23 protein-coding genes are annotated in these 24919 nt (G+C 73.4%); 9 read left to right on the top strand and 14 right to left on the bottom strand.

Translation table 11 applies throughout. The annotated features are described in order from the left end of the window. The first annotated feature begins 46 nt into the window (after positions 1-46). Complete coding sequence (locus tag P2424_RS28250; RefSeq protein ID WP_276478493.1) at positions 47-1699, top strand: threonine/serine exporter family protein; 1653 nt, start codon at positions 47-49, stop codon at positions 1697-1699. An 84-nt stretch (positions 1700-1783) separates the two neighbouring features. Here the strand turns inward: P2424_RS28250 and P2424_RS28245 are convergent, their stop codons facing one another. Next, positions 1784-2275 carry an inorganic diphosphatase gene (locus P2424_RS28245; protein WP_019355633.1) on the bottom strand — a complete coding sequence of 164 codons (492 nt, stop codon included), beginning with the start codon at positions 2273-2275 and terminating at the stop codon, positions 1784-1786. Between the two features lie 153 nt (positions 2276-2428). Between P2424_RS28245 and dacB the strand changes: the two genes are divergently transcribed. The 6 genes from dacB to folE all read left to right on the top strand — a co-directional run bounded on the left by dacB (position 2429) and on the right by folE (position 10364). Next, positions 2429-4108: a D-alanyl-D-alanine carboxypeptidase/D-alanyl-D-alanine-endopeptidase gene (gene dacB, locus P2424_RS28240; RefSeq protein ID WP_276478492.1), complete on the top strand. Its 1680-nt coding sequence runs from the start codon at positions 2429-2431 to the stop codon at positions 4106-4108. A gap of 69 nt (positions 4109-4177) precedes the next feature. Further along, a complete protein-coding gene (locus P2424_RS28235; protein ID WP_276478491.1) occupies positions 4178-5317 on the top strand; it encodes a zinc-dependent metalloprotease in 1140 nt (379 codons plus the stop codon). Between the two features lie 211 nt (positions 5318-5528). Continuing rightward, on the top strand, positions 5529-6758 hold the full coding sequence (tilS, locus tag P2424_RS28230) for a tRNA lysidine(34) synthetase TilS (RefSeq protein WP_276478490.1): 1230 nt from the start codon (positions 5529-5531) through the stop codon (positions 6756-6758). 98 nt (positions 6759-6856) lie between these two features. After that, the gene (gene hpt / locus P2424_RS28225) at positions 6857-7396 is read left to right on the top strand and encodes a hypoxanthine phosphoribosyltransferase (protein WP_019355637.1); all 540 of its coding nucleotides are present in this window, start codon (positions 6857-6859) and stop codon (positions 7394-7396) included. A 182-nt stretch (positions 7397-7578) separates the two neighbouring features. After that, positions 7579-9600 carry an ATP-dependent zinc metalloprotease FtsH gene (ftsH, locus tag P2424_RS28220; RefSeq protein ID WP_020699826.1) on the top strand — a complete coding sequence of 674 codons (2022 nt, stop codon included), beginning with the start codon at positions 7579-7581 and terminating at the stop codon, positions 9598-9600. Between the two features lie 158 nt (positions 9601-9758). Next, positions 9759-10364 (top strand): GTP cyclohydrolase I FolE, encoded by a 606-nt coding sequence (folE, locus tag P2424_RS28215; RefSeq protein ID WP_276478489.1) that lies wholly within the window; start codon positions 9759-9761, stop codon positions 10362-10364. 146 nt (positions 10365-10510) lie between these two features. On the opposite strand, the gene P2424_RS28210 is transcribed toward folE, so the two are convergent. The 7 genes from P2424_RS28210 to P2424_RS28180 form a co-directional block, all read right to left on the bottom strand. Further along, positions 10511-10999 (bottom strand): DUF3180 domain-containing protein, encoded by a 489-nt coding sequence (locus P2424_RS28210; RefSeq protein WP_276478488.1) that lies wholly within the window; start codon positions 10997-10999, stop codon positions 10511-10513. Positions 11000-11112: 113 nt separating this feature from the next. Beyond that, a complete protein-coding gene (gene folK / locus P2424_RS28205) occupies positions 11113-11709 on the bottom strand; it encodes a 2-amino-4-hydroxy-6-hydroxymethyldihydropteridine diphosphokinase (protein ID WP_276478487.1) in 597 nt (198 codons plus the stop codon). Then, entirely contained in the window at positions 11706-12065 is a 360-nt protein-coding gene (gene folB / locus P2424_RS28200; protein WP_019355644.1) for a dihydroneopterin aldolase, read from the bottom strand. Before folB ends, folK begins: the two co-directional genes overlap by 4 nt. A gap of 291 nt (positions 12066-12356) precedes the next feature. Continuing rightward, positions 12357-12887 (bottom strand): nuclear transport factor 2 family protein, encoded by a 531-nt coding sequence (locus P2424_RS28195; RefSeq protein WP_276478486.1) that lies wholly within the window; start codon positions 12885-12887, stop codon positions 12357-12359. After that, positions 12884-13813: a dihydropteroate synthase gene (gene folP, locus P2424_RS28190; protein ID WP_276478485.1), complete on the bottom strand. Its 930-nt coding sequence runs from the start codon at positions 13811-13813 to the stop codon at positions 12884-12886. Before folP ends, P2424_RS28195 begins: the two co-directional genes overlap by 4 nt. Positions 13814-13901: 88 nt before the next feature. Further along, on the bottom strand, positions 13902-15275 hold the full coding sequence (locus P2424_RS28185; protein WP_276478484.1) for a PH domain-containing protein: 1374 nt from the start codon (positions 15273-15275) through the stop codon (positions 13902-13904). Continuing rightward, on the bottom strand, positions 15272-15883 hold the full coding sequence (locus P2424_RS28180) for a PH domain-containing protein (protein WP_276478483.1): 612 nt from the start codon (positions 15881-15883) through the stop codon (positions 15272-15274). The genes P2424_RS28185 and P2424_RS28180 overlap by 4 nt, the downstream gene beginning before the upstream one ends. A gap of 61 nt (positions 15884-15944) precedes the next feature. Here P2424_RS28180 and P2424_RS28175 point away from each other — a divergent pair, with 61 nt between their 5' ends. Further along, on the top strand, positions 15945-17102 hold the full coding sequence (locus P2424_RS28175; protein WP_276478482.1) for an NADH-quinone oxidoreductase subunit D: 1158 nt from the start codon (positions 15945-15947) through the stop codon (positions 17100-17102). 95 nt (positions 17103-17197) lie between these two features. On the opposite strand, the gene P2424_RS28170 is transcribed toward P2424_RS28175, so the two are convergent. The 4 genes from P2424_RS28170 to P2424_RS28155 are packed head-to-tail and all read right to left on the bottom strand — an operon-like array spanning position 17198 to position 20666. Then, a complete protein-coding gene (locus P2424_RS28170; RefSeq protein ID WP_276478481.1) occupies positions 17198-18127 on the bottom strand; it encodes a hypothetical protein in 930 nt (309 codons plus the stop codon). Positions 18128-18178: 51 nt separating this feature from the next. Further along, positions 18179-19174, bottom strand: coding sequence for an ABC transporter substrate-binding protein (locus P2424_RS28165; RefSeq protein ID WP_276478480.1), 996 nt, complete (start codon positions 19172-19174; stop codon positions 18179-18181). 36 nt (positions 19175-19210) lie between these two features. Next, complete coding sequence (locus P2424_RS28160) at positions 19211-19900, bottom strand: ABC transporter permease subunit (protein ID WP_276478479.1); 690 nt, start codon at positions 19898-19900, stop codon at positions 19211-19213. 4 nt (positions 19901-19904) lie between these two features. After that, entirely contained in the window at positions 19905-20666 is a 762-nt protein-coding gene (locus P2424_RS28155) for an ABC transporter permease (RefSeq protein ID WP_276478478.1), read from the bottom strand. A gap of 305 nt (positions 20667-20971) precedes the next feature. Here P2424_RS28155 and P2424_RS28150 point away from each other — a divergent pair, with 305 nt between their 5' ends. Next, positions 20972-22153, top strand: a complete 1182-nt coding sequence (locus P2424_RS28150; protein ID WP_276478477.1) for a betaine/proline/choline family ABC transporter ATP-binding protein — start codon at positions 20972-20974, stop codon at positions 22151-22153. A gap of 133 nt (positions 22154-22286) precedes the next feature. On the opposite strand, the gene P2424_RS28145 is transcribed toward P2424_RS28150, so the two are convergent. Continuing rightward, on the bottom strand, positions 22287-23678 hold the full coding sequence (locus P2424_RS28145) for an NAD(P)/FAD-dependent oxidoreductase (RefSeq protein ID WP_276478476.1): 1392 nt from the start codon (positions 23676-23678) through the stop codon (positions 22287-22289). A 149-nt stretch (positions 23679-23827) separates the two neighbouring features. Then, positions 23828-24835 (bottom strand): SAM-dependent methyltransferase, encoded by a 1008-nt coding sequence (locus tag P2424_RS28140; protein ID WP_276478475.1) that lies wholly within the window; start codon positions 24833-24835, stop codon positions 23828-23830. Positions 24836-24919: the final 84 nt, after the last annotated feature.

Here is a 24919-nt window from a genome sequence, read left to right as displayed (position 1 = left end):
AGACGTAACGCGCATCAGGCGCGAGAGGGTAAGGAGCGCACAGAAAGTGGTGGGGCAGCCCCGGGGAAACGGCGACGCCGCGGAGCAGGGTGGTGAGCCGGAGGACGCCAAACCGGCGTCCGACGAGTCACGCAGCGCCTTCACGGCGCCCTTGGGCGTGCCGCTTCCCCCCATCCCGGAGGAGGAGCACGCGACCTCCGAGTTCACCATCCCGGAGGGGCTGGTCAGCCCGCTGTCGTACGAGCCCGGCAGCGCCTTCACGCCACCCGACGGCATCCCCGTCGTCGGGCCGCTGGCCAAGCCGGGCTCGCCCTGGCAGGACCGGATGCGCTCCATGGTCCGGATGCCGCTCGCCGAGCGTCCGGTACCCGAGCGCTCCCCGCGCGGCGACGAGGGCGCGGAGAGCGGACCCCCCGTTCCCCGTGTCCTCGACCTGACGCTCCGGATCGGCGAGCTGCTGCTCGCGGGCGGAGAGGGCGCCGAGGACGTGGAGGCGGCCATGTTCGGCGTCGCACACGCCTACGGACTCGACCGCACCGAACCCGAGGTCACCTTCACCCTGCTGGCCATCACCCACCAGCCGTCGTTGGTGGACGACCCGGTCACGCTCAGCAGGACCGTCCGCAGACGGGGTACCGACTACACCCGGCTGTCGGCCGTCTTCGCACTCGTCGCCGACATCACCCAGGGCGAGGTGTCGCTGGAGGAGGCCTACCGGCGGCTCGCGGAGATGCGCCGCAACCGGCACCCCTACACCAAGTGGGCGCTGACCGTGGCCAGCGGCGCCCTCTCCGGCGCGGCCTCGCTGCTGGTGGGCGGTGACGGGCTGGTCTTCGTGCTGGCCGCGGTCGGCGCCATGCTCGGCGACCGGCTGGCCTGGCTGTGCGCCGGGCGCGGACTGCCGGAGTTCTACCAGTTCGCGGCCGCCGCCATGCCCCCGGCCGGGATGGGCGTGGCCGTCGCGCTGCTCGCCCAGCACACCGACACCCGCATCCAGGCGTCCGCGGTCATCACCGGTGGGCTCTTCGCGCTGATCCCGGGGCGGGCGCTGGTCGCCGCCGTGCACGACGGACTCACCGGCTTCTACATCACCGCCGCCGCCCGGCTGCTGGAGGTCATCTACCTCATCGTCGGCATCGTCTCCGGTGTGCTGATGGTGCTGTACGTGGGCGCCCGGCTGAACGCCCGGCTGACGCCCGACATCGTGCACCACAGCGACCGGCCGGTCACCCAGCTGCTGGCCGCGATGCTGCTGGCGCTCGCGTTCTGCGTGCTGCTCCAGCAGGAGCGCCACACCGTGGTGCTGGCCACCATGAACGGCGGCGTCGCCTGGCTGATCTTCGGCGTGCTGACCAAGGCCGATGTCACACCCGTCCCGGCCACCGTGGTGGCCGCCGGGCTCGTCGGCCTCTTCGGCCAGCTGCTGTCCCGGTACCAGTTCGCCTCGTCGCTGCCGTACATCACGGCGGCGATCGGACCGCTGCTGCCGGGTAGCAACACCTACTTCGGGCTGCTGAACATCGCCCAGGGCGACGTCAACAAGGGGTTCGAGCACCTGGCCACGGCCGGCGCGCTGGCCCTGGCCATCGCCATCGGGGTCAACCTGGGCGGCGAGCTGGCCCGCCTCTTCATCAAGACCCCGGGCCAGGAGACGCCGCTGCCCGGCCGCCGCGCCGCCAAGCGCACCAGGGGCTTCTGAACGGCGGAGGGGCTGCCCGGCGTCCGGGCAGCCCCTCCGTCACCCGAACGGGGGCAGCGGCGCAGCCCCGTGCAGAAACGGTTCTCAGTGCCCGCCCTCGGCGGCCAGCCGCTTGATGGACGCCTCGACCTCGGCCTCGGCCTCGGCACGGCCCACCCAGTCGGCGCCCTCGACCGACTTGCCGGGCTCCAGGTCCTTGTAGACCTCGAAGAAGTGCTGGATCTCCAGCCGGTCGAACTCGCTCACGTGGTGGATGTCGCGCAGGTGCTCCATCCGCGGGTCCGAGGAGGGGACGCACAGCAGCTTGTCGTCGCCGCCCGCCTCGTCGGTCATCCGGAACATCCCGATGGCGCGGCACTTGATGATGCACCCGGGGAAGGTGGGCTCCTCCAGCAGCACGAGCGCGTCGAGCGGGTCACCGTCCTCGCCCAGGGTGCCGTCGACGAAGCCGTAGTCCGCCGGGTACACGGTCGAGGTGAACAGGTGCCGGTCGAGGCGGATGCGGCCCGTCTCGTGGTCCACCTCGTACTTGTTCCGCGAGCCCTTCGGGATCTCGATGGTGACGTCGAACTCCAAGGGAGGCTCCTCCGTATAGATCATGATGAGATCAGCACTCGTGTGCCCTGGGGGCCGTCCCCCAGAAGAACTCCAGTCTGGTGATTAAGTGTCCCCCACGCACATGTGTGCTCGCGAAAGGGGCTGGTCGAGGTGCATGACACCGGATCGAAGGTGCGTGACACCGCGAACCGGGCATACCGCTCCGGCCTCCGCGCGACCCGCTCCGCGGCGGCGTACGCCCGGACCGTCGCGCCCCGTGCGCACGCCCTCGCGGCGCACGTTCGTACGACCGCCGTACGCGCGAACACACGCGGGCGCGCGACGGTGCACGGGGCCCGGCGCCGTTGGCGGGCGGCCTCTCCGCAGCAGCGGCTGACGGTCCGGTTCACCGCCGCCTCCACCGCGCTGGGGCTCGTGGCCGCGCTGCTGGCGGTGGCCGCGGCGGGGCCGTGGGACTCGGGTCAGCGTACGGCCGAGCGGGTCCGGGCGGCCCGTCAGGAACGCGGAAGTGGCGCGGACCACACCCCCGGCACCCCCGGCACCCCCGACCGTCCGTCCGGGCCCCCCACCGCCCCCCAGGTGCTCGCCGCGGCCGGTCCCGTCCCGGAGCAGGACGCGGGGGAGGGCGGCCCGCAGGGCTCCGGCCGCGGCGACAGCCGGCCGGAGCAGATGCCGCCGCCCACCGCCTCGGCCCTCGCCGACACGCTCGAACCGCTGATCGAGGACGGCTCGCTCGGCGCCGTACGGCACGCCTCCGTCGTGGACGCCGTCACCGGACGGCAGCTGTTCTCCCGGGACGCCCGGGCGGTCTCGGCCCCCGCCTCCACGATCAAGCTGGCCACCGCCGTCGCCGCGCTGACCGCGCGCGGGGAGACGTACCGCATCGCCACCCGCGCGGTCCGCGAGGACGACCGGGTCACCCTCGTCGGCGGCGGCGACCCCACGCTCACCGGGAAGGACCTGACGGCCCTGGCCGCGCGGACCGCCCGGGCCCTGGACGGGGGCGAGGTGCACACCGTCCGGCTCCGGTACGACACCTCCCGCTACACCGGCACCGAGCGGCACGTCATCGGGCCCAACGAGAACCTGGCCCGGGTCACCCCGCTGATGGTCGAGGAAGGCCGCACGGACGGCAGCGACCACGGCCCGGCGCCGCGCGTCGCCGACCCCGCCCGGGAAGCGGCCGACGCGTTCGCGGACGCGCTCGAGGACAAGGGCGTCACCGTCGAGGGCGCACCCCGGGAGCGCACCGCCGGAAAGCAGGCCACCGAGCTGGCCGTGCACCGCTCGGCACCGCTCTCCGCGCTGGTCGAGCGGATGCTCACCCACAGCGACAACGACCTCGCCGAGGCGCTCGCCCGCCAGACGGCCCTCGCCGCGGGCGAGCCCGCCGACTTCCGCGGCGCGGGCCGCGCCGTACGGCACACCCTCGACCGGCTCGGCCTGCCCCTCAAGGGCGCCCGCTTCGCGGACGGCAGCGGCCTCGACCGCGCGGACCGGGTCTCCCCGGCACTGCTCACCCGGCTGCTCACCCTCGCGGCCGATCCGGACCGGCCCGCCTTGCGCACCGTCCTCACCGGGCTGCCCGTCGCACGGTTCACCGGCACCCTCGGCAGCCGGTACGGCGGCGAGCGCGGCGAGCCCGGCGCGGGGCTGGTGCGGGCCAAGACCGGCACCCTGACCGGAGTGAACACGCTGGCGGGCACCGTCGTGGACGCGGACGGCCGGATGCTGGCCTTCGCGTTCATGACGACGGGAGCCGCCACGCGGGACGCGGCCCAGCAATCCCTGGACCGGCTCGCCTCGGCCCTGGCCAACTGCGGCTGCCGGGATTCGCCCTCGGCCGGCTGATCCCCGGGGCGGGCGCACGGTCCTCGCGCTCTCCTCCCGCCCCGCGCGCACTGCACGTACGGTGAAAGAATGACGAGCCTCGGTGGTGTGCAGATGGTCGACTGGAATCTCGCGGTCACGACCGCGACCCGGCTCGGACGGCCGGGGCCGGAAGTCAGCAGGGAGGAGGCCCGCGGCATCGTCGCCGAGCTGCGGCGGCACGCGAAGGTCTCCGAGGAGCACGTACGCGGCTTCACCCGGCTGTCCCCCGCCGACGCCGAGGCGGGGGACACGCCCGTGCTGGTGGTGGACCGGCCCGGTTGGGTGCGGGCCAACGTCGCCGGATTCCGGGAGCTGCTCTCCCCGCTGCTGGGCAAGGTGGCCGAGCGCCGCGCCGGCGTCCCCGGCGGGGCCGTGCTCGGCGCGGTCGGCGGCAAGGTCACCGGGGTGGAGGTCGGCATGCTGCTCTCCTTCCTCTCCTCGCGGGTGCTGGGTCAGTACGAGACGTTCGCGCCGGCCGGCCGGGACCTGCCGGGCGGTGCCGACGGTGGCGGCCGGCTGCTGCTGGTGGCGCCGAACATCGTGCACGTGGAGCGCGAGCTGGAGGTGGATCCGCACGACTTCCGGCTGTGGGTGTGCCTGCACGAGGAGACCCACCGCACCCAGTTCACGGCGGTTCCCTGGCTGCGCGACCATCTGCGGATGGAGATCCAGTCCTTCCTGGAGCAGACCGACATCGACCCCTCGACGCTCGTGGAGCGGCTGCGGGAGGCCGTCCAGTCGCTGTCCGGCGGCAGGCCGGGCGAGGGCGGCACGGAGGACGGCGCGGAGGAGCGGCCCGGCCTCGTGGAACTGGTGCAGAGCCCGGCGCAGCGCGAGGTGCTGGGCCGGCTGACCGCCGTCATGTCGCTGCTGGAGGGGCACGCCGACTACGTGATGGACGGGGTGGGCCCGCAGGTCGTCCCGACCGTCACCGAGATCCGGGAGAAGTTCCAGAAGCGCCGGGCCGCCGGTGCCGGGCGGCTCGATCTGGCGCTGCGCAAGCTGCTGGGCCTGGACGCGAAGCTGCGGCAGTACCGGGACGGGGAGCGGTTCGTGCGCACCGTGGTGGACGAGGTGGGCATGGAGGGTTTCAACCGTGTGTGGACGTCACCGAACACCCTTCCGACGAAGGCGGAGATCGCCGAACCCGCCGAGTGGATCTCGAGGGTGCACCGCAAGGCCGATTAGGGCGGCCGGAAGCCTCGCCAATCACCCTTCCGAGGGACCGTGCGGGCGGGGTACGCGTGCGATGCTCGGGGAACACAGTCCGTCTCTGTCACCATCGACACACACAGCGTGACAGCAGTGCCGACAGTTGCCGACTTCGACGCCCCCACCCGGATCCGCGGAAGCCTCCTTCCGCGATCTGCGCAGCTCCTGACGAGGAAGTGAATCGGACATGGGTCCCCACCCCGCGGTCGCCGCGATACGCCTGGCGGTCCGCCGCACACTCCACGACGTGCTCAGCGCCCACGACCTCAGCGCCCACGACGCGAGCACGCGCGGCGCGCGCGGCGCACAGCTCGCGGCGACCCCCCAGCCCGCGGCGACTCCCCAGCCCGGCGCTGCCCTCCCCGGCGACCTCCCCGCCGAGTCGTCGCCACCGCTCGTCCTCGTCGCCTGCTCCGGCGGCGCCGACTCGATGGCCCTCGCCTCCGCGCTCGCGTTCGAAGCCCCCCGCCTCGGCCTGCGGGCCGGCGGCGTCACGGTCGACCACGGCCTGCAGCCGGGCTCCGCCGAGCGCGCCCAGGACGTGGCCGACCGGCTCGCCGGGCTCGGCCTGACGCCGGTCGAGTCGGTCGCCATCCAGGTGGGACGGACCAACACCGGCCCCGAAGCCGCCGCGCGCGAGGGCCGGTACGCCGCGCTGGACGCGATCGCGGAGCGGTACGGCGCGGCCGCCGTGCTGCTCGGCCACACCCGCGACGACCAGGCGGAGACGGTGCTGCTCGGGCTGGCCCGCGGCTCCGGCACCCGCTCGCTGTCCGGCATGGCGGCGGTCTCCGGCCCCGGCGGCCGCTACCGCCGCCCGTTCCTGGCCGTCGACCGGCAGACCACCCGCAAGGCGTGCATGGTCCAGTCGCTCCCCGTCTGGGACGACCCGCACAACGCCGACCCCGCCTACACCCGCTCCCGCGTCCGCCACGAGGCGCTCCCCGCCCTGGAGAAGGCGCTCGGCAAGGGCGTCATCGAGGCACTCGCCCGTACGGCGCAGCTCTCCCGGGACGACGCGGACGCGCTGGACGCGTGGACCGACGACGCCGAGCGCGCCGTCGTGCGCACCCCCGGCAGCGGTCCTCAGGACGCCGGGGTGCCGGACCAGGCGGACGGGTCGGCGCCCTCCGACCGGGCCGTCGCCCGGACGGAGGGCGCGCCCGGCGCCGACGGAGCGGTGGAGCTGGACGTGGTACGGCTGTACGCGCTGCCGCCCGCGGTGCGGCGGCGGGTGCTGCGCCGGGCGGCGATCGAGGCGGGCTCTCCGGCGGGGTCGCTGTTCGCCCGGCACATCGAGGAGATGGACCGGCTCATCACCGCGTGGCGCGGCCAGCGGGCCCTCAACCTGCCCGGGCGTGTGGAGGTCGCGCGCCAGGGTGGCAGACTGGTCATCCGGCACGGCTCACCGAGCTGACCGGCGCCCCGGCACTCACCGGGCCGTCCGGAGGGCTGCGGCGGGCCGGGGCGACCGGACCGCGACGAGCGAGAGCAGCACGGGTGGACGAGAAAGACATGGGCACCGACCTGCAGTCGGTGCTGGTCGGCAAGGAAGAGATCGACGCGAAGCTGGCCGAGCTGGCGGAGCGGATCGACGCGGAGTACGCGGGCGAGGAACTGCTGCTGGTCGGGGTGCTCAAGGGCGCCGTCATGGTGATGGCGGACCTGGCGCGGGCCCTGTCCACCCCGGCGACGATGGACTGGATGGCGGTGTCCTCCTACGGCGCCGGGACCCAGTCCTCGGGTGTGGTCCGGATCCTCAAGGACCTGGACACCGACATCAAGGGCAAGCACGTCCTGATCGTCGAGGACATCATCGACTCGGGGCTGACGCTCTCCTGGCTGCTGTCCAACCTGGGATCCCGCGAGCCCGCCTCCCTCAACGTGTGCACCCTGCTGCGCAAGCCGGACGCCGCCAAGGTGGCGATCGACGTGAAGTGGGTGGGCTTCGACATCCCGAACGAGTTCGTCGTCGGCTACGGGCTCGACTACGCCGAGCGGTACCGCAATCTGCCGTTCGTCGGCACGCTTGCCCCGCACGTGTACGGCGGCTGACATCCGTCGCGCACGCGCGTGCGGGCCGGGAACACAGGGCCGGTGTCCCTCGTTGCAGGGTCGGAGGGCGGTGCGGTTGACCGTCCTCGGCGGCGCCGGGTGACAATGCTGGGGTACCGTCCGAAGGTCAGGCTTTTCAACTCACTGTGGCAGGAGGGACGGGGCCCACGCGCTCCGTATGGATGGACGTGAAGCGATACTTCCGCGGGCCGGTCATGTGGATCGTGCTGGCCGTCCTTGCCGTGGTCGTGTTGATGCAGGTCGTCGGCTCGTCCGGCGGCTTCAAGACGGTGGACACCGGCCAGGTCGTACAGGCGATCCGACAGGACAAGGTGAAGTCCGCAGAGCTCACCACGGGCGACGAGCAGATCGTCAAGCTCGAGCTCAAGGACGGCGCCAAGGTCGAGGACAGCGACAAGATCAAGGCGAGCTACATCGACTCCCAGGGTGTCGATATCGCCAAGGAACTCCAGAGCAAGTACGACCAGAAGGAGATCCCGAAGGGATACACGGTCGCGCCGCAGAAGCAGAACCCGTTCGTCGGGATGCTGATCTCGCTGCTGCCGTTCGTGCTGATCATCGTCATCTTCCTGTTCCTGATGAATCAGATGCAGGGCGGCGGCTCCCGGGTGATGAACTTCGGGAAGTCCAAGGCCAAGCTCATCACCAAGGACACCCCGAAGACGACCTTCACCGACGTGGCCGGCTCCGACGAGGCCGTCGAGGAGCTCCACGAGATCAAGGACTTCCTCCAGGAACCCGCCAAGTTCCAGGCCGTCGGCGCCAAGATCCCGAAGGGCGTGCTGCTCTACGGCCCGCCCGGTACCGGTAAGACGCTGCTCGCCCGCGCGGTCGCGGGTGAGGCGGGCGTGCCGTTCTACTCGATCTCCGGTTCGGACTTCGTGGAGATGTTCGTCGGTGTCGGCGCCTCCCGGGTGCGCGACCTGTTCGAGCAGGCCAAGGCGAACGCCCCGGCCATCGTCTTCGTCGACGAGATCGACGCCGTGGGCCGGCACCGCGGCGCCGGCATGGGCGGCGGTCACGACGAGCGGGAGCAGACCCTCAACCAGCTCCTGGTCGAGATGGACGGCTTCGACGTCAAGGGCGGCGTCATCCTGATCGCCGCCACCAACCGGCCGGACATCCTGGACCCGGCGCTGCTGCGTCCGGGCCGGTTCGACCGGCAGATCGCCGTCGACCGCCCCGACATGCAGGGCCGCCTGGAGATCCTCCAGGTCCACCAGAAGGGCAAGCCGATGGCGCCCGACGTGGACTTGAGCGCGGTCGCCCGGCGCACCCCGGGCTTCACCGGCGCCGACCTGAGCAACGTGCTGAACGAGGCGGCGCTGCTCACCGCGCGCAGCGACCAGAAGCTGATCGACAACAAGTATCTGGACGAGGCGATCGACCGCGTCGTGGCCGGACCGCAGAAGCGGACCCGGATCATGAGCGACAAGGAGAAGAAGATCACCGCGTATCACGAGGGCGGGCACGCCCTGGTCGCGGCGGCCTCACCCAACTCCGATCCGGTCCACAAGATCACTATCCTCTCCAGAGGCCGCGCGCTCGGGTACACGATGGTCCTCCCCGACGAGGACAAGTACTCGACCACGCGGAACGAGATGCTCGACCAGCTCGCCTACATGATGGGCGGCCGGGCGGCCGAGGAACTGGTCTTCCACGACCCGACCACGGGCGCGGCCAATGACATCGAGAAGGCGACGGCCACCGCGCGCGCGATGGTCACCCAGTACGGCATGACCGAGCGGCTGGGCGCCATCAAGTTCGGCTCCGACCAGTCCGAGCCCTTCCTGGGCAAGGAGATGTCCCATCAGCGGGACTACTCCGAGGAGGTCGCCGGACTGGTGGACGAGGAGGTCAAGAAGCTGATCGAGACGGCGCACAACGAAGCCTGGGAAATCCTGGTGGAGAACCGCGACGTCCTCGACAACCTCGTCCTGGCCCTGCTGGAGAAGGAGACGCTGAACAAGGAGGAGATCGCCGAGGTCTTCAACCCTGTGGTCAAGCGTCCGGCCCGTCCCGCCTGGACGGGGTCCTCGCGGCGTACTCCCTCCACCCGGCCCCCGGTGTCGGCTCCGCCCGCGGCGCTGACCAACGGGAACTCCGGCCCGAACCTGGGTAAGGAGATCGGCCCTCGGGACTCGGACGCCATCGTCGAGCCCGTGGATCCGGACAACGGATAACCGCAGGTGGGCGCGGTGAGAGCCGCGCCACGGAATGTCAGCCGCGCCCCTCGGGTTACTGTCGAGGGGCGCGGCTTTTCGCTGTGTACGCGACAGCCGGAACCGGTCACGCACGGTGACGGTCCGCAGGCTGTGGAAGTCGAGGAACGAGGGACCAGATGACCGACCCGGTGACCCTGGACGGGGAGAGCCCGAACAGCGCCTTCGACGAGAAGCGCGCCGAGAACGCGATACGTGAGCTCCTGATCGCCGTGGGCGAGGATCCCGACCGGGAGGGGCTCCTGGAGACCCCGGCGCGGGTGGCCCGCGCCTACCGGGAGATGTTCGCGGGCTTGAACCAGCGTCCCGAGGACGTGCTGACGACGACGTTCGATCTGGGTCACGACGAGATGGTCCTGGTCAAGGACATCGAGGTGGTCAGCCAGTGCGAGCACCACCTGCTGCCGTTCCACGGTCTGGCGCACGTCGGCTACATCCCGTCCGCCAGCGGCAAGATCACGGGGTTGTCCAAGCTGGCCCGGCTGGTCGATGTCTTCGCCCGTCGGCCCCAGGTCCAGGAGCGGCTGACGACCCAGATCGCCGATTCGCTGATGCGGATTCTGGAGCCCCGCGGGGTCATCGTGGTCATCGAGTGCGAACACATGTGCATGTCGGTGCGGGGCGTCCGGAAGCCCGGTGCCAAGACGACGACCTCCGCGGTCCGCGGACAGCTCCGCGACGCGACCACCCGGGCCGAGGCGATGAGCCTGATACTGTCCCGCTGAGCCGGAGCTCCCGCATCACGCGTCCCGCCCCTTCCGGGCTGCGGGACGGCCGGTCCGGGCCGTGCTCCGGCCCTTCCGGGCGACCCGTTCCCCGGCCCGAGGCACCTGCCGAGGTCAGGCCCGCCGGGAGTGAGGTCCGTTCGGGCTCAGGCCGCGGCGGTCGGGGGGCCGCTCTCGTCCTCGTCCTCGGGCAGTCGGCAGATGCGCTCCAGCAGCACCGCCGCCGCTATCACCGCGATGCCCGCCACCACGGAGAGGCCCGCATAGAGCGCCTGCTGGGCGCGGGCCGGGACCTCGGCGCGCTCGGTGATCAGGAACAGCCCCGTGCCGCCGTACATGCCCGAGACCAGTCCGGCCACCAGCGCGCTCGCCTGGCCGAAGAGGACGGCACGGGCCGCCATCATCGGGTCCACGCCCTTGGCGCCCGGCTCCCGCTCCCGCTGGGCCTTCAGCCGGGAGCGCAGCGAGAGGGCGGTGGCCAGCAGCACGGCCGCGATGGCGCCTAGCACGATGGGCGCGGCGAACGGCACCCCCGGCAGCGTGCCCAGCGCGTCCCACAGCCGCGCTCCGCCCCACGAGAGCACTCCCGCGATGACGAAGAGCGCCGCGAGGGTGCGGATACGGAGTTGGTTCATCGAGCTTCCACCTCGCGGGTGCGGTCCGGGCGGTGCGGGGCGTCGGCCGGGGACGCCGGGCAGGTACGGCAACGGGGTACGGCAGAACGGCAATGGGTACGCGCAGCCAACGCTCAGGCGTGCACGATGAGTTCCAGGTCCGGGCGGGCGGTGACGTCCTCCGTGCCGAGCGTCCGCAGCAGCTCCTCGACGCTGCCGCGGCCCGGAACCTCGGCCGCGGGGTCCACGTCGTGCCACGGCACGAGGACGAAGGCCCGCTCGTGCGCCCTGGGGTGGGGGAGGGTGAGCTGCGGGTCGTCGGAGACGACGCCCTGGTAGGCCACGATGTCCACGTCGATGGGGCGCGGTTCCCAGCGCTCGTCGCGGACCCGCTCCAGCGCCTCCTCGATGGCGTGGCCGCGTTCGAGGAGGGAGCCGGGCGGCAGGGTGGTGCGGACCACGACGACCGCGTTGAAGTAGGCGGGCTGGCTGCCGGGCTCGACGCCCCACGGCTCGGTCTCGTAGACCGGCGAGACGGCCGTCACCTTCATCCCCGGGGTGTCCGCCAGCGCGTCGACGGCGCTCTGCAGCGACTCCAGCCGGTTGCCGAGGTTGCTGCCGATCGACAGCACGGCGGTCTTCGGGTTGTGCAGCGTCGTGTCGGCGGCGTCCACCTGCTGCACCACGGAGGCGGGCACCGGCTGTACGGTCGGGTCACTGTTCGGCGTCATGCGCGGCTCCGCTTGATAGTGATGGTCACGTCCTCGAACGGCACGGCGATCGGGGCGTCGGGCTTGTGCACGACCACCTCCACCTCGCGTACGGCCTCGTGCCGCAGGCAGGTGTCGGCGATCCGCTGGGCGAGCGTCTCGATCAGGTCGACCGGTTCCCCCTCGACGACCGCGACGACCTCTTCGGCGACGACTCCGTAATGGACCGTACGGGACAGGTCGTCGCTCTCGGCTGCCGACCGCGTGTCGAGTCCCATGTCGAGATCCACGACGAAGGTCTGCCCCTGCTCGCGTTCCCTCTCGAACACGCCGTGATGCCCACGCGCCGCGAGGCCGCGCAGTGCGACGCGATCCACTTCATCACTCCCGTCGGTCGTGCGAACGTATACCGGCTCTCGGGGCACCGACGGCCCCTGGCGGCACCGGATCGAAATCTACCCGTGAGCATGACGGCTCGCCGCGCCGCCTACCCCACAGCGTTCGCGGCCACGCGCGCATTCCCGGTCATGTGCCGGATCGGGTGGTCCGCAGGTAACGGTTTCCGACCGGAGCCCGGCGCCCGGGTGCGGTCGGAAGGGGTGAGCACCGGCATCAAGTCCCCGGCGCGCGGCCGAGGCCGGGCGCGTACCGGGTCGTGCGGACCCGGCCTAGAGCTCGATGTCGCCCTGGCCCAGGTCCCCTTCTCCCTCGCCGTCCCCGTCCTCGTCGTCCTGCTCCACCAGGACCGGCGAACCGTGGTGCGACCACAGCTTCCACTCGCCCTGCTCGCTGCGGCGGAAGACGTTGGTGGCCACCACCAGGCCGCCGACCAGCGGTCCCGCGGAGCCGTCCGCCTCGGCCGGGCCGCCGCTGAGGATGTTCTCGGTGCAGCTGACCAGCGCGGTGTCGCCCAGCACCGAGATCTCGACATCGGTGAGGAAGAACTGGACGTACTCGGTGTTGGCCATGATCAGGGCGTAGGAGCGCAGCACCTCGCCGCGCCCGGTCAGCACCGGCCAGCCGGGGTGCACGACCCGGACCCCGTGCTCGCCCTCGCCGCCCTCGAGGTCGTCCGGATCGACCGCCTCCTCACCCAGCCACATCCGGGAGAGGGCCTCGATGTCGCCCTGCTCGACCGCCTCGTAGAGGGCGGTGTTGGCGGCCTCGACCGCCTCGCTGTCGGTTCGCGCGCCGCTCATGTCGCTGCCTCCGGATTCGTCGTCCCGGGGGTGACCGGGACCCGGGGTGCGTCGGGGAGAGCCGCGCCGGCCGCGTCGACGGCCCGGACGACGCGGACGGCGTCCGCGCTGGCCCGCACCTCGTGGACCCGTACCGCCCAGGCGCCCTCCCGGGCCGCCAGCGCGGTGACGGCGGCTGTCGCCGCGTCGCGTTCGCGGGCGGGCGGCGGGGTCGCGCCCTGCTCGTCGGTCAGCACCCGGCCCAGGAACCGCTTCCGGGAGGCGGCCACCAGCATCGGGTGGGGCAGTCCGGCCCGCAGTTCGGCGAGCGCCGCGACGAGGGCGAGGTCGTGCTCGGCACGCTTGGCGAAGCCCAGCCCGGGGTCGACCACGATCCGGGCGGGGTCGATACCGCCCGCCACGGCCTGCCGCACCGCCGTGCGCAGTTCGTCGAGAACCTCGCCGACGACATCGGTGTAGACGGCTCGGTTGTTCATGTCGATGCTCTGGCCCCGCCAGTGCATCACCACGAACGGCACACCGGCGTCGGCGACCGCGGGCACCATCTCCGGATCGGCGCGGCCGCCGCTGACGTCGTTGACCAGGACCGCACCCGCGGCCACCGCCTGCGCCGCCACGGAGGCCCGCATGGTGTCGACGCTGACCACCAGACCCTCGCCGGTCAGCCCGCGCACCACCGGCAGCACCCGGCGCAGTTCCTCGTCCTCGCCGACCCGCGCCGCGCCGGGCCGGGTGGACTCGCCGCCGACGTCCACCAGGTCGGCGCCCTGCGCCACCAGGTCGAGCCCGTGCTTGATCGCTGCTTCGGTGTCGAACCACCGCCCCCCGTCCGAGAACGAGTCGGGGGTCACGTTGACCACACCCATTACTGCGCAGCGGTCCCATTCGGGGAGGCCGTCCACGCGGCCACGCGTTCTCGCACCCATGTGCCCAGGGTAGGCGCCCGCCTCCCACGGGGCGGGACCGCCACCGTGCCGCCGCGGGCCGGCTCCGTGCCGGGGCCGCGGCCGGTGCTCAGTCCGCGGCCGCCCCGGGCGCCGTCAGCCAGCGCTCCGGCAGCGCCGAGCGGCGGCCGGTGCGCGAGCGGTCGGCCTGGGCGCGCAGCAGCGCCAGGGCCTCCTCCTGGTCGCGCAGGCGCGCCCGTGCGGTGCCTCCGGCGCCGAGGTCCACGCACACGTCGGCCAGCCGGTGGCGGCGCTCCCACGGCCCCTGGGCGAACCGCACGCTCTGCACCTTCGCGTGCGGCACCAGGGTGGTGCGGCGGGTCAGCAGCCCCTGGCGGGCGACGAAGACGCCGGGCGTGACCCCGTGCCCGTAGCCGCGCCGGACCACCGGTGCGCACCAGCGGGCGCGGCGGGGTGCGGGTGTCGACGCGGCCAGGGCGGCGTCCGGGTCCACGTCGGGCAGCACCCGTGCGAGCACGGCGGCGGCCTGCCCCCAGGTGGCCACCGGTACGAGCACGCCGTCCCCGGTACCGCCGCCGGTGCCCGCGACCTCCATCTCGACCCGCACCCAGTCCCGCCGCCGCCACAGCAGCGGCTGCGCGATCCGGAGGGCCTGCACCCTTCCGGGAGGCACCGTGGCGTGCTGCCGGTCCAGCAGGCCCGCATCCAGGCGCAGCCCGTCGGGGGACTCCGCCACGGTCCAGTCGAACTCCTTGACGACCCGCCCGCCGCTCGCCGCCCAGCAGCCGCCCGCGAGCGGCACCGCCGCCGCCAGGACCGTCCACACGCTCTCCGTCGCCAGCCACAGCAGGGTCGGTACGAGGAGCAGCGCGGCCAGCGTCCCCCAGGCGGAGCCCCGCAGCAGCACGCTGACCACCAGAGTGCGCGGCGGCACCCGCAGCAGCTCCCTGGCGGGCGCCTCGCCTGCCTCGTGGGCCGCGTCGGGGGCGATTCCGGCGGCGCGGGCGAGCAGTTCGGCGCGGAGCGCGACGGCCTGCCGCTCGCCCAGGTACGCCAGCTCGTCCTTGTCCTCGGTGCCGACGACGTCCAGCTTCAGCTTGGCCACCCCGGCGATCCGGGCCGGCAGCGGCCGGGAGATGTCGACGGCCTGGACGCGGTCCAGCCGGATGTGGGCGGTGCGGCGGAAGAGCAGACCCGTACGGATGCGCAGCTCGGTGGCGGTGACCAGGTAGCTGGTGCACCACCAGGACAGGAATCCGTACCCGGCGGCCACCGGCAGCAGCACCGCCAGGCCCAGCGCCAGCCAGGCCCCCGTGAGCTGCTCGGACCACTCGCGGGCCCGGTCGAGGTCGTGCGCGGCGAACGCCAGCAGTCCGGCGAGCGGCGCCCAGGCCCGCCGCCAGGGGGTCACCGGGTGCAGCCGGTTGCCCTCGGGGCGGCGTGGCAGGAAGCGCGGGCCGCCGGCCGCGGGGTCGCCGGTCACAGGCCCGCCGACCGGGCCTCGCCCAGCTCGGTGAGCCGGTCGCGCAGCCGTTCGGCCTCCGCGGGGGCCAGCCCCGGGATGCCCGCGTCGGTGGTCGCGGCGGCAGTGTGCAGTTGCAGGGAGGCCAGCCCGAAACGCCGCTCCAGCGGTCCCGAGGTCACCTCCACGAGCTGCATCCGCCCGTAGGGCACCACAGTGGTCTCGCGCCACAGCACGCCGCGCGAGACGAGCAGGTCGTCAGCCCGCTCCCGGTAGCGCCACGAGCGCCAGTTGCGCGCCAGCGCTCCCCAGCCCCATCCGGCCGCCGCGAGCGGCGGCAGCGCGCACAGCGCCCACACCGGCCCCGCGATCAGCGCCGGTACCACTCCCGCTGCCGCGGCCAGCGGCAGCAGCCAGGCCAGCAGCACGCACCGGCGCAGCGGCAGCAGGTTCCGCTCCACGCCGCGCCACGCGGGGTCGCTCCCCGTCCCGTCCGGGAAGCTGCCGGGTTCCTGGGGGTCCGTCGGCCGGTGCCCGGTTCCGGGTTCCGCCGGGCCGGTTCCGTCCGGGCCGGAGCCGGGCTGTCCGGAGCCCGGTGTGGCGGGCGATATCGGGATGGGGTCGGTCATCCGTTCAGCGTACGTGTGGGCGGCCGGAGCCCGTGTCCGCCCGCAGGAGGAAGCTGACAGGATGAGCGTCATGACTCAGACGGAGACGACCGTCGGCATCGGCGGTGCCGCGGAGAGCACCGACATGGTGCTCAACATCGGCCCGCAGCACCCCTCCACGCACGGGGTGCTGCGGCTGCGGCTGGTCCTGGACGGCGAGCGGATCGAGCGCGCCGAGCCGGTGGTCGGCTACATGCACCGGGGGGCCGAGAAGCTCTTCGAGGCCCGCGACTATCGCCAGATCATCGTGCTCGCCAACCGCCACGACTGGCTGTCGGCGTTCTCCAACGAGCTGGGTGTGGTGCTCGGCGTCGAGCGGATGCTCGGTATGGAGGTCCCGGCGCGCGCGGTGTGGACCCGCACTCTGCTGGCCGAGTTGAACCGGGTGCTCAACCATCTGATGTTCCTGGGCTCCTATCCGCTGGAGCTGGGCGGGATCACGCCGGTCTTCCACTCCTTCCGGGAGCGAGAGGTGCTCCAGAACGTGATGGAGGAGCTCTCCGGCGGCCGGATGCACTACATGTTCAACCGGGTCGGCGGGCTCAAGGACGACCTGCCGGCGGGCTGGCGGGACCGGGCGCGGCAGGCGGTGGCCGCGGTCCGCGGCCGGATGGACACCTTCGACAAGCTGGTGCTCGGCAACGAGATCTTCCGGGGCCGCACCCGGGGCGTCGGTGTGCTCAGCCCGGAGCTGGTGCACGCCTACGGGGTCAGCGGTCCGATCGCCCGCGCCTCCGGGGTCGACTTCGATCTGCGCCGCGACGAGCCGTATCTGGCCTACGGGGAGCTGGCCGACGTGCTGCGGGTGGCCACCCGGTCGGAGGGCGACTGTCTGGCCCGTTTCGAGCTGCTGCTCGACCAGACGCACAACTCCCTGGATCTGGCCGACGCCTGCCTGGACCGGCTCGCCGAGCTGCCGCCCGGCCCGGTCAACCAGCGGCTGCCGAAGGTGCTCAAGGCCCCGGAGGGCGCGACCTACACCTGGACCGAGAACCCGCTGGGCCTCAACGGCTACTACCTGGTCTCCAAGGGGGAGAAGACCCCGCACCGGCTCAAGCTCCGCTCGGCCTCGTTCAACAACATCCAGGCGCTCACCGAGCTGCTGCCCGGGACGCTGGTGGCCGACATGGTCGCGATCCTGGGCTCGTTCTTCTTCGTGGTGGGCGACGTCGACAAGTGACGCCGAGTGACGCCACAGAGCATCACACGGCGCCGAGCGGCGCCCCGCGCCCGCAGCGCTTCCGGGGGCCGCGGGCGGCCCTCCGGCGCCGCGGCTCAGGAAGAGGGCGAGTGCGTCCGGCGCCTGCTGCGCCCGAAGAAGTCGAAGCCGCCCGTGCCGCCGTCGCGGCCGTCCGGCCCGGGTGCGCCGCCCGCCGCCGTCCCGGTCGTCGCGGCTGCCCCGGCCGAACCGGCCTCCGGGCCGTCCGCGGCCTCCGGATCCCGGGGGCCGCCCGGTCCGGCCGCCGAAGCGTCCTGCGCGGCGGGCCCGGCCGTGCGCCGCTCGGTGTGCCGCGCGGACACCGGCCGGGAGCGCGGCGGGGTCTGCGGAGGCACCACGGTGGCGGCCCGGCTGTGGGACAGCCGGGCCGCGGCGCGCTGCCGGACCGCGTTGCGGGCGAGCGTGTCCAGCGCCTCGGCCGCCTGCCGGTAGGTCAGCGGGGTCGGCGCGCCGGAGCTGTGCCGGTGGTCGGTCGCCGAGGTGGTGAGGGCCTTGGCGGAGGCCGTCGTCCCTGCCTCCAGCTCCAGCACCCTGCGGCCCTCCAGCGCACTCGCCCGCTCCGTCTGGGCGTTGGCGTAGCGGCGCAGCAGGTCGGCGTGTTCGGAGCGGAGCCCGGTCAGCTCGGCGCGCTTCTCGCGCAGCCTGCCCTCCAGCTTGGTGCGGAGCTCGCGCAGCTCCTCGACCTCGCCCTCCAGGTCCGCCTGCTTCTCCTCGGCCCGCCAGGCCGAGCTGGCGAGCTGCGCCTTGAGATCGCCGACCTGCTTGCCCGCCGCGCGGTCCCAGCCGCGCAGCAGGACCGCGCCGGTGACGGCGGCGGCCGCCGCTGCCGCGGTGAGCGCGCGCAGCACCACCGTCTCCGGGTCGGCGACCCCCGGCTCACCGATCAGCCAGGCCCCGCCGGCGCAGGCCAGTGCGGGCACCGCCACGGACACCGGGGGCAGGCGTCGGTGCAGCGGCGGGGAATGGCGATGACGTCCACGTGGCATGGCTGGGAATTTACCGTGTTCCGCCGGGGGGATGACACCGGACGAACCGTGTCACGCCAGTCCCTTGCTCTTCAGGTACTCCTCGGCGACGTTCGCGGGCTTCTCCCGGTCCTGGTCGACCTTGCGGTTCAGCTCGGTCAGGTCCTTGGTGGTGAGGGTGCGGGTGAGCTTGCCGAGCGCGTCCGCCACCTTCTTGTCACCGGCGTCCTTCGCGTTGACGACCGGCACGATGTTGTCCGCGTTCTGCAGCTTCTTGTCGTCCTTCAGCAGCACCAGGCCGAACTGGTCGAGGGTGGCGTCGGTGGTGGTGGTCAGCACGAGCTGGTCCTTGCCGTCCTTGACGGCCTGCTTGGACTGGCTGGTCCCGACGCCCTTGGGGTCTATGCCCTTGACGTCGATCCCGTAGGTCTTCTCCAGACCGGGGCGGCAGAACGGCCGGGTCTCGCACTCGTCGCCCGCCGCGATGGTGACGCGCTCCTTGGAGCGGCCCAGGTCGCTGAGGGTCTTGAGGTCGTGCTTCTTCGCGTAGTCCGCGGAGACGGCGAACGCGTTCTGGTCGACCGCGTCACCGGCCTCCAGCACCTTCAGACCGCGCGGCTCGGCCAGGTCGCGGAGCGCCTCGACGGTCTCGTCCGCGTCGTTGGAGGCGACCGGCTCGGCCTTGGCGCCGTTCTTCTTGGCGTTGAGGAACTCGGCCATCGTCGCCGCGTACTCCGGTACGACGTCGATGCGGCCCTTCTCCAGTTCGGGGGCGTACAGCTCGCGGTTCTTGACCTTCTTGACCGTGGTCTTCCAACCGGCTTCGGACAGCACTCCGGAGTAGAGCTCGGAGAGGATCTCCGACTCGGTGAAGCCTGCCGAGCCGATGACCAGGCTGCCCTTGCCGCCGCCTGAGCCGGACTCCTTCTCCTCCAGGTCGCTGCCGCCGCAGGCGGCGAGCGTCAGAGCCAGCGCGGAGGCCGTACCGACGGCGGCGAGACCGCGCCGGGCCGCCGTTCCGCGCCGGGGGGCGGTGGTGTCGGGTGTGGTGCGGGAGCGGGCCATCATGCGTCCATTCGTCCGGTGTCGTTCTTGGTGGGGCGGTCAGACGGGCGTCGTGCGGCGGGCGGGCTGCCGCCGCATCGGGTCCAGGAGTCGCTCGGTGAGGGTCAGGACGCGCTCGACCAGCAGCGCCAGCGCGGCCACGAGCAGGGCGCCCGCGACCACCTGGGGTGTGTCGTAGTTGCCGAATCCGGCGGTGATCAGCCGGCCGAGGCCGCCGCCGCCCGGCAGCGCGGCGAGCGTCGCGGTGGCGACGAGCTGCACGGCGGCGGTCTGCACCCCGGTCATGATCAGCGGGAGGGCGAGCGGCAGTTCGACCTGGCGCAGCAGTTGTCCACCCGTCATGCCCATGCCGCGGGCGGCCTCGACGACCTCCCGGTCCGCCTCGCGCACGCCGGTGTACGCGTTGGTCAGCAGCGGCGGCAGCGCGAACAGCACCAGCGCCACGATCGTCGCCCAGTCGCCGTACCGGCCCAGCGGGCCCATCGACAGCAGCACCAGCACGGCGAAGGTGGGCACGGCCCGGCCCGCGTTGGAGAGGTTCACCGCCAGCGCGCCGCCCCGCCCCACATGGCCGAGCCACAGCGCGAGCGGCAGTGCCAGCGCGCAGGAGAGCAGCAGGCAGACGCCCGTCAGATAGATGTGCTCCCCGAGCCGCTGGAGCACGCCGCCGGTCCCGGTCCAGTGGGAGCCGGTCGTCAGCCAGGTCCACACGTCGGTGACGATGCCCATGTGCTCAGTCCGCCTTCCCCACGGGTTCCGGTGCCGCGGCCGCGGGAAGCGCGGACGGGGCGCGCACGGCCCGCTTGCGGGCGCCCGCTCGGGTCCACGGGGTCAGCATCCGCTGGAGCCACAGCAGCAGCAGGTCCGCGACGACCGCCAGGACGACGCAGATGGCCGAGGCGGTCAGCACCTGCGCCTTGAAGTAGCTCTCCATGCCGTCGTAGATGAGGTTGCCCAGCCCGCCGTAGCCGACGATGGCACCGACCGTGGTGAGCGAGACCGCCGTGACGGTGGCGATGCGCACCCCCGCCAGCAGTGCGGGCAGCGCCAGCGGCAGCTCCACCTCCAGCAGCAGCCTGCCGGGCCCGTACCCCATCCCCTCGGCGGCCTGCCGGGCCTCGCCCGGCACCGCGTCCAGCCCCGCCAGGATGTTGCGCACCAAAACCGTGAGGGAGTACAGCACCAGGCCCGTCACCACCACGGCGGCCGACAGCCCGAAGACGGGCAGCAGCAGCGCGAACATCGCCAGCGACGGGATCGTGTAGAGGATCGTCGTCACGCCCAGGGCCGGGGCGCGGGCCGCGCGCCAGCGCCGGGCCGCCACCGCCAGCGGCAGGGCGATGGTCAGGGCGATCGCGATGGAGAGCGCGGTGATCCAGACGTGCTCCACCGTCGCGTCGAGCAGTTCGCTCTGCCGGGTGCGTACATACGTCCAGCACAGCCAGTCGTTCTGCGCGAGGCAGCCCTGCGGGCCGCCTGCTGCCGTGCTGCTCATCTGTCACCTCCCCGCGCTGTGCGGTGCTCGGACGACGTTCTTCGGACGACGGTGTCCGGACGACGTGCTGTTGATGCTGTTCGGACGATGTTGTGAAGTGTCATGCCACGATGACGGCCGACCCTATCCCGGCGGACTGACAATCAGTCCGGAGTGCCGTACCCCGGAACCGTTCGGTTCATCCGCTGTCCGCGGGATCAGCACGGCTGCCGGGAGGATTGTCGGCGGGCTGTGTTTCGCTTTCCGCATACGACCGGAGCGGCCGGGGCAACAGCCGGGAACGGGCCGGAGACGAGGATGGGCAGATGATTCGCTTCGAGAACGTGGCCAAGCGCTACCCCGACGGGACTGTCGCGGTCGAGGGGCTCTCCTTCGAGGTGGCCGACGGGGAACTGGTCACCCTCGTCGGGCCCTCGGGCTGCGGCAAGACCACCACCATGAAGATGGTCAACCGGCTGATCGAGCCGACCGAGGGGCGCATCCTGGTCGACGGCGCCGACATCGCCGGCGTCGAACCGGTCGAGCTGCGCCGCCGGATGGGCTACGTCATCCAGCAGACCGGGCTCTTCCCGCACCGCACGGTGCTGGACAACACCGCCACCGTTCCGCACCTGCTGGGCTGGTCCAAGGCGCGCAGGCGGGAACGCGCCCGTGAACTGCTGGACCTGGTGGGTCTGGACCCGCACGTGTTCGGCGACCGCTACCCCGAGCAGCTCAGCGGGGGCCAGCGGCAGCGGGTCGGGGTCGCCAGGGCGCTGGCCGCGGATCCGCCGGTGCTGCTGATGGACGAACCCTTCGGCGCCGTGGACCCGGTGGTGCGCGAGCACCTGCAGAACGAGTTCCTGCGGCTCCAGTCCCGGCTGCACAAGACGGTGCTGTTCGTCACGCACGACATCGAGGAGGCCGTCCGCCTCGGCGACCGGATCGCCGTCTACGGGGAGGGCCGGATCGAGCAGTTCGACACCCCCGCCACCGTGCTGGGCGCCCCCGCGTCCGGATACGTGGCCGACTTCGTCGGCGCCGACCGCGGCCTCAAGCGGCTGTCGGTCACCCCGATAGAGCCCGGCGACCTGGAGCAGCCGCCGACCCTCCATCTGAGCGACGGGCTCGCCGAGGCGGCCGCGCGGATGGCGACCGACGGCGCACGCTGGGCCGTGGTCCTGGACGGCGCGGAGGAGCTGCACGGCTGGGTCTCGGCCGCCGCCCTGGTCGAGGCGTCGGTGCGGGGCGGGGGCGGCTCGGGGACGGTCGGTGACCACGCGCAGCGGATGGAGGCGTGGCTGCCGCTGGGCTCCACCCTCAAGCAGGCGTTCAGCACGATGCTCCAGCACGATGCCGGATGGATCGCCGTGCTGGACACCGCGGACCGGTTCGTCGGTGTGCTCACCCCGGCCAAGCTGCACGAGGCGCTGCGCCGCTCGGTCGACGCCGACGCCCGCGCCGTGGCCCGCCAGGAGGTCGAACTGGAGACGATCGAGAGCTCCTGAGCCGGGCCGGGAGCTCCCGGCCCGGCGGACAGCCGCCGGGCGGCCGTGGCGCGTACGTCCGCGCACGGCAGGCGGCCGACGGCGGCCGGGCGGCCCGGGCGCGCCCCCGGCGCGCTGCGACCCGTGGCGGCCGTCAGTCCGCGGCGAGGTCGCCGAGCGCTTCCAGGACGCTGCGGTGGAAGGTGGGGAAGGCGAACATCATGTCGCGCAGCGTCGCCGTGGGCACGGCCGCGCGGATGGCCACGGCGAGACCGTAGAGCACTTCCCCGCCCATCGGTCCGGCGGCCGTCGCGCCCACCAGGATGCCCCGCTCGGCGTCCTCCACCAGCTTGATCAGGCCGTCGTTGCCCGCCTTGTGGATCCAGCCGCGGATCCCGTCCGGCACCCGGGCCGTCCCGGTGCGGACCGTCAGCCCCCGCTCGCGCGCCGCGGCCTCGGTCAGCCCCACGGAACCGATCTCCGGGTCCGTGAACGTCACATGGGGCAGCGCGCGGTAGTCGGCGCCGGGGCCCGCTTCGCCGCGGCCCGCCGCGGCCAGCACGGCGCGTACCGCCACGTCCGCCTGGTACATGGCCACGTGGGTGAAGGCGCCCCGGCCGACCAGGTCTCCCAGGGCCCACACGCCGGGGGCCGCCCGCATGTGCGCGTCCACCTCCACCCGGCGGGCCTCCGCGCCCAGCCCCAGCGCCGCGTGGTCCAGCGCGTCCAGCCGCGGCCGCCGTCCCGTCGCCACCAGCAGCCTCTCCGCTGACACCTCCTCGCCGCCGTCCAACGTGAGGACGAAAGCACCGTCCGCGTACCGTGCCGCACGGGCGCGCGTCCCGGTCAGCACCGTCAGCCCCTCCCGCCGCAGGACCTCCAGCAGCAGGTCACCGGCTTCCGGTTCCTCGGCCGAGACCACCCGCTCGGACGCCTCGACCAGGGTCACCCGGGTGCCGAAGCGGGCGTAGGACTGGGCCAGTTCCACCCCCACCGCGCCGCCGCCGAGCACCAGCAGCGACTCCGGGGCCTCCGCCGCGGAGACCGCCTCCCGGTTCGTCCAGTACGGCACCTGGTCGAGGCCGGGCACCGGCGGCGCCGCCGGGGCGCTGCCGGTCGCCAGGACGACGCCGACGCGCGCGGCGAACGTCTCCGCTCCGGCAGCGGCATCGACCTCGACCCGGCCCTGCCCGGTGTACCTGCCGCGGCCGCGTACGAAGCGGCCGCCCTTGGCGGTGAACCGCTCCACGGCCGCCGCGTCGTCCCAGTCGGCCGTCGCCTCGTCCCGGATCCGGGCATGGACGGGAGCGAAGTCCGGCTCCACCCGCGTGGTGCCCGCCATCCCGGGCACCCGCCGCGCCTCGGCGAGCAGATCACCGGCCCGCACCATCATCTTGCTGGGCACACACGCCCAGTACGGGCACTCGCCGCCCAGCAGCTCCGCCTCGACGCCCACCACGTCGAGGCCCGCCTCGGCCAGCCGGCCCGCGACCTCCTCGCCGCCCGGCCCCATCCCCAGCACGACGACATCGCATTCCCGCGCCATACCCCGGACTCCTCCGCTCGTCGGCCCGGCCGGGCGCCGCTGCCCGCCGCCCGGGCGGTGCCGGGCCTCCGGCGAGCATAAGAGCCCCTGCGCCGACGGGCATTCCGGGCGCGGTCGCTCTCGAGCGGGTCACCCGCCGAACGGCCGGGTCACTCCCAGGGACCGGCAGCGCACTCCACTTCGCACACCAGCCAGCCGAATCCGCCCAGCCCGCCGGGGTCCAGCAGCTCCGCGGCCGCACCGGCCGCACCGAGCTCCCGCACGTAGGCAGCGGGGTCGCCGGAGGCCAGGGACAGCGCCGGGCGCCGCCCGGTCACTCCCAGCGCCCGCAGCGCCGCCCGCTGGGTCAGCAGCGTGCTGCGGCCCGGCGCCGCGGCGGCCACCGCGTCCAGGGCGACATGGGAGGTCAGATCGCAGGAGCCGTCCGGCACCGGCCGGCAGCCGTGCCCCGCGCGGAAGCCGGTCAGCGTGCCGAAGGGCGGCCGGTCGGAGCGCCGGTGCGCGTAGTCGACGGCGACGGCGGCGCCCCGGCGCAGCGCGCTCACGGCGCCGGCCCACGCGGTGTCCCGCGGGTGCCCGATCTCGGCCCGCGCGCCGTCCCCCGCGGGCGGCCACCAGCGGGCCAGCCAGTCCGCGTCGGTGCCGGACACCGGGGGGCCGGGCCGCTCGGTGCCGTCCGGCTCCACCAGCACCAACCGCGCGGTGCCCGCCGCGTCGTACTCGGCGACGTCCACGGGGACGTTGTCCAGCCACTCGTTGGCGAACAGCAGCCCCGTGCACGTCCCGGGCTCCGGCAGCTTCTGCTGCCAGCCGATCGCCGGCTCCAGCCGCGCGGGCCGGGCCCGCCGTTCCACGGCGAGGGGGCGCAGCCGGGCCGCCACGTCGGCGCCGGCCGCCTCCCGGGTCCGCAGCGCCGCCAGCACCCCGGTCAGCAGTTCGCCCTCGCCCGCTCCGACATCCACCAGGTCCAGCGGCTCGGGGTGCCCCAGCGCCTCGTCCACCCGCAGCAGGAGGCGCGCCACGGCGTCGGCGAACAGCGGCGAGGCGTGCACCGAGGTGCGGAAGTGCGCTGCCGGGACCTGGTGGGCGTAGAAGCCGTCCGGCCCGTAGAGCGCGTGTTCGGTGGCTGTGCGCCACCCGGGCGGCTCGTTGTGCACGGCCTCACTCTAGGCCGCCGCGGAGCCCGTGCCGGGCGCGCGCCTCCGGGCACCGGCAGGCGTCAGGCCCCGCTCCCGGCCGGT

The organism is Streptomyces sp. WMMB303 (assembly GCF_029351045.1).
Taxonomy (GTDB): domain Bacteria; phylum Actinomycetota; class Actinomycetes; order Streptomycetales; family Streptomycetaceae; genus Streptomyces.
The sequence above is the reverse complement of the archived record's forward strand: the minus strand, read 5'-3'. Positions and strand labels throughout refer to the sequence as shown.

Bases quoted from the DNA above. Each gene is read 5' to 3' on its own strand.
- hpt (WP_019355637.1), top strand. From the start codon at position 6,857: ATGGGCACCGACCTGCAGTCGGTGCTGGTCGGCAAGGAAGAGATCGAC.
- P2424_RS28175 (WP_276478482.1), top strand. From the start codon at position 15,945: ATGAGCGTCATGACTCAGACGGAGACGACCGTCGGCATCGGCGGTGCC.
- P2424_RS28150 (WP_276478477.1), top strand. From the start codon at position 20,972: ATGATTCGCTTCGAGAACGTGGCCAAGCGCTACCCCGACGGGACTGTC.
- ftsH (WP_020699826.1), top strand. From the start codon at position 7,579: ATGGACGTGAAGCGATACTTCCGCGGGCCGGTCATGTGGATCGTGCTG.
- P2424_RS28195 (WP_276478486.1), bottom strand. From the start codon at position 12,887: ATGAGCGGCGCGCGAACCGACAGCGAGGCGGTCGAGGCCGCCAACACC.
- P2424_RS28160 (WP_276478479.1), bottom strand. From the start codon at position 19,900: ATGGGCATCGTCACCGACGTGTGGACCTGGCTGACGACCGGCTCCCAC.
- P2424_RS28235 (WP_276478491.1), top strand. From the start codon at position 4,178: ATGACGAGCCTCGGTGGTGTGCAGATGGTCGACTGGAATCTCGCGGTC.
- folK (WP_276478487.1), bottom strand. From the start codon at position 11,709: ATGACGCCGAACAGTGACCCGACCGTACAGCCGGTGCCCGCCTCCGTG.
- P2424_RS28210 (WP_276478488.1), bottom strand. From the start codon at position 10,999: ATGAACCAACTCCGTATCCGCACCCTCGCGGCGCTCTTCGTCATCGCG.
- tilS (WP_276478490.1), top strand. From the start codon at position 5,529: ATGGGTCCCCACCCCGCGGTCGCCGCGATACGCCTGGCGGTCCGCCGC.
- P2424_RS28180 (WP_276478483.1), bottom strand. From the start codon at position 15,883: ATGACCGACCCCATCCCGATATCGCCCGCCACACCGGGCTCCGGACAG.
- P2424_RS28155 (WP_276478478.1), bottom strand. From the start codon at position 20,666: ATGAGCAGCACGGCAGCAGGCGGCCCGCAGGGCTGCCTCGCGCAGAAC.
- P2424_RS28145 (WP_276478476.1), bottom strand. From the start codon at position 23,678: ATGGCGCGGGAATGCGATGTCGTCGTGCTGGGGATGGGGCCGGGCGGC.
- folE (WP_276478489.1), top strand. From the start codon at position 9,759: ATGACCGACCCGGTGACCCTGGACGGGGAGAGCCCGAACAGCGCCTTC.
- P2424_RS28170 (WP_276478481.1), bottom strand. From the start codon at position 18,127: ATGCCACGTGGACGTCATCGCCATTCCCCGCCGCTGCACCGACGCCTG.
- P2424_RS28165 (WP_276478480.1), bottom strand. From the start codon at position 19,174: ATGATGGCCCGCTCCCGCACCACACCCGACACCACCGCCCCCCGGCGC.
- folP (WP_276478485.1), bottom strand. From the start codon at position 13,813: ATGGGTGCGAGAACGCGTGGCCGCGTGGACGGCCTCCCCGAATGGGAC.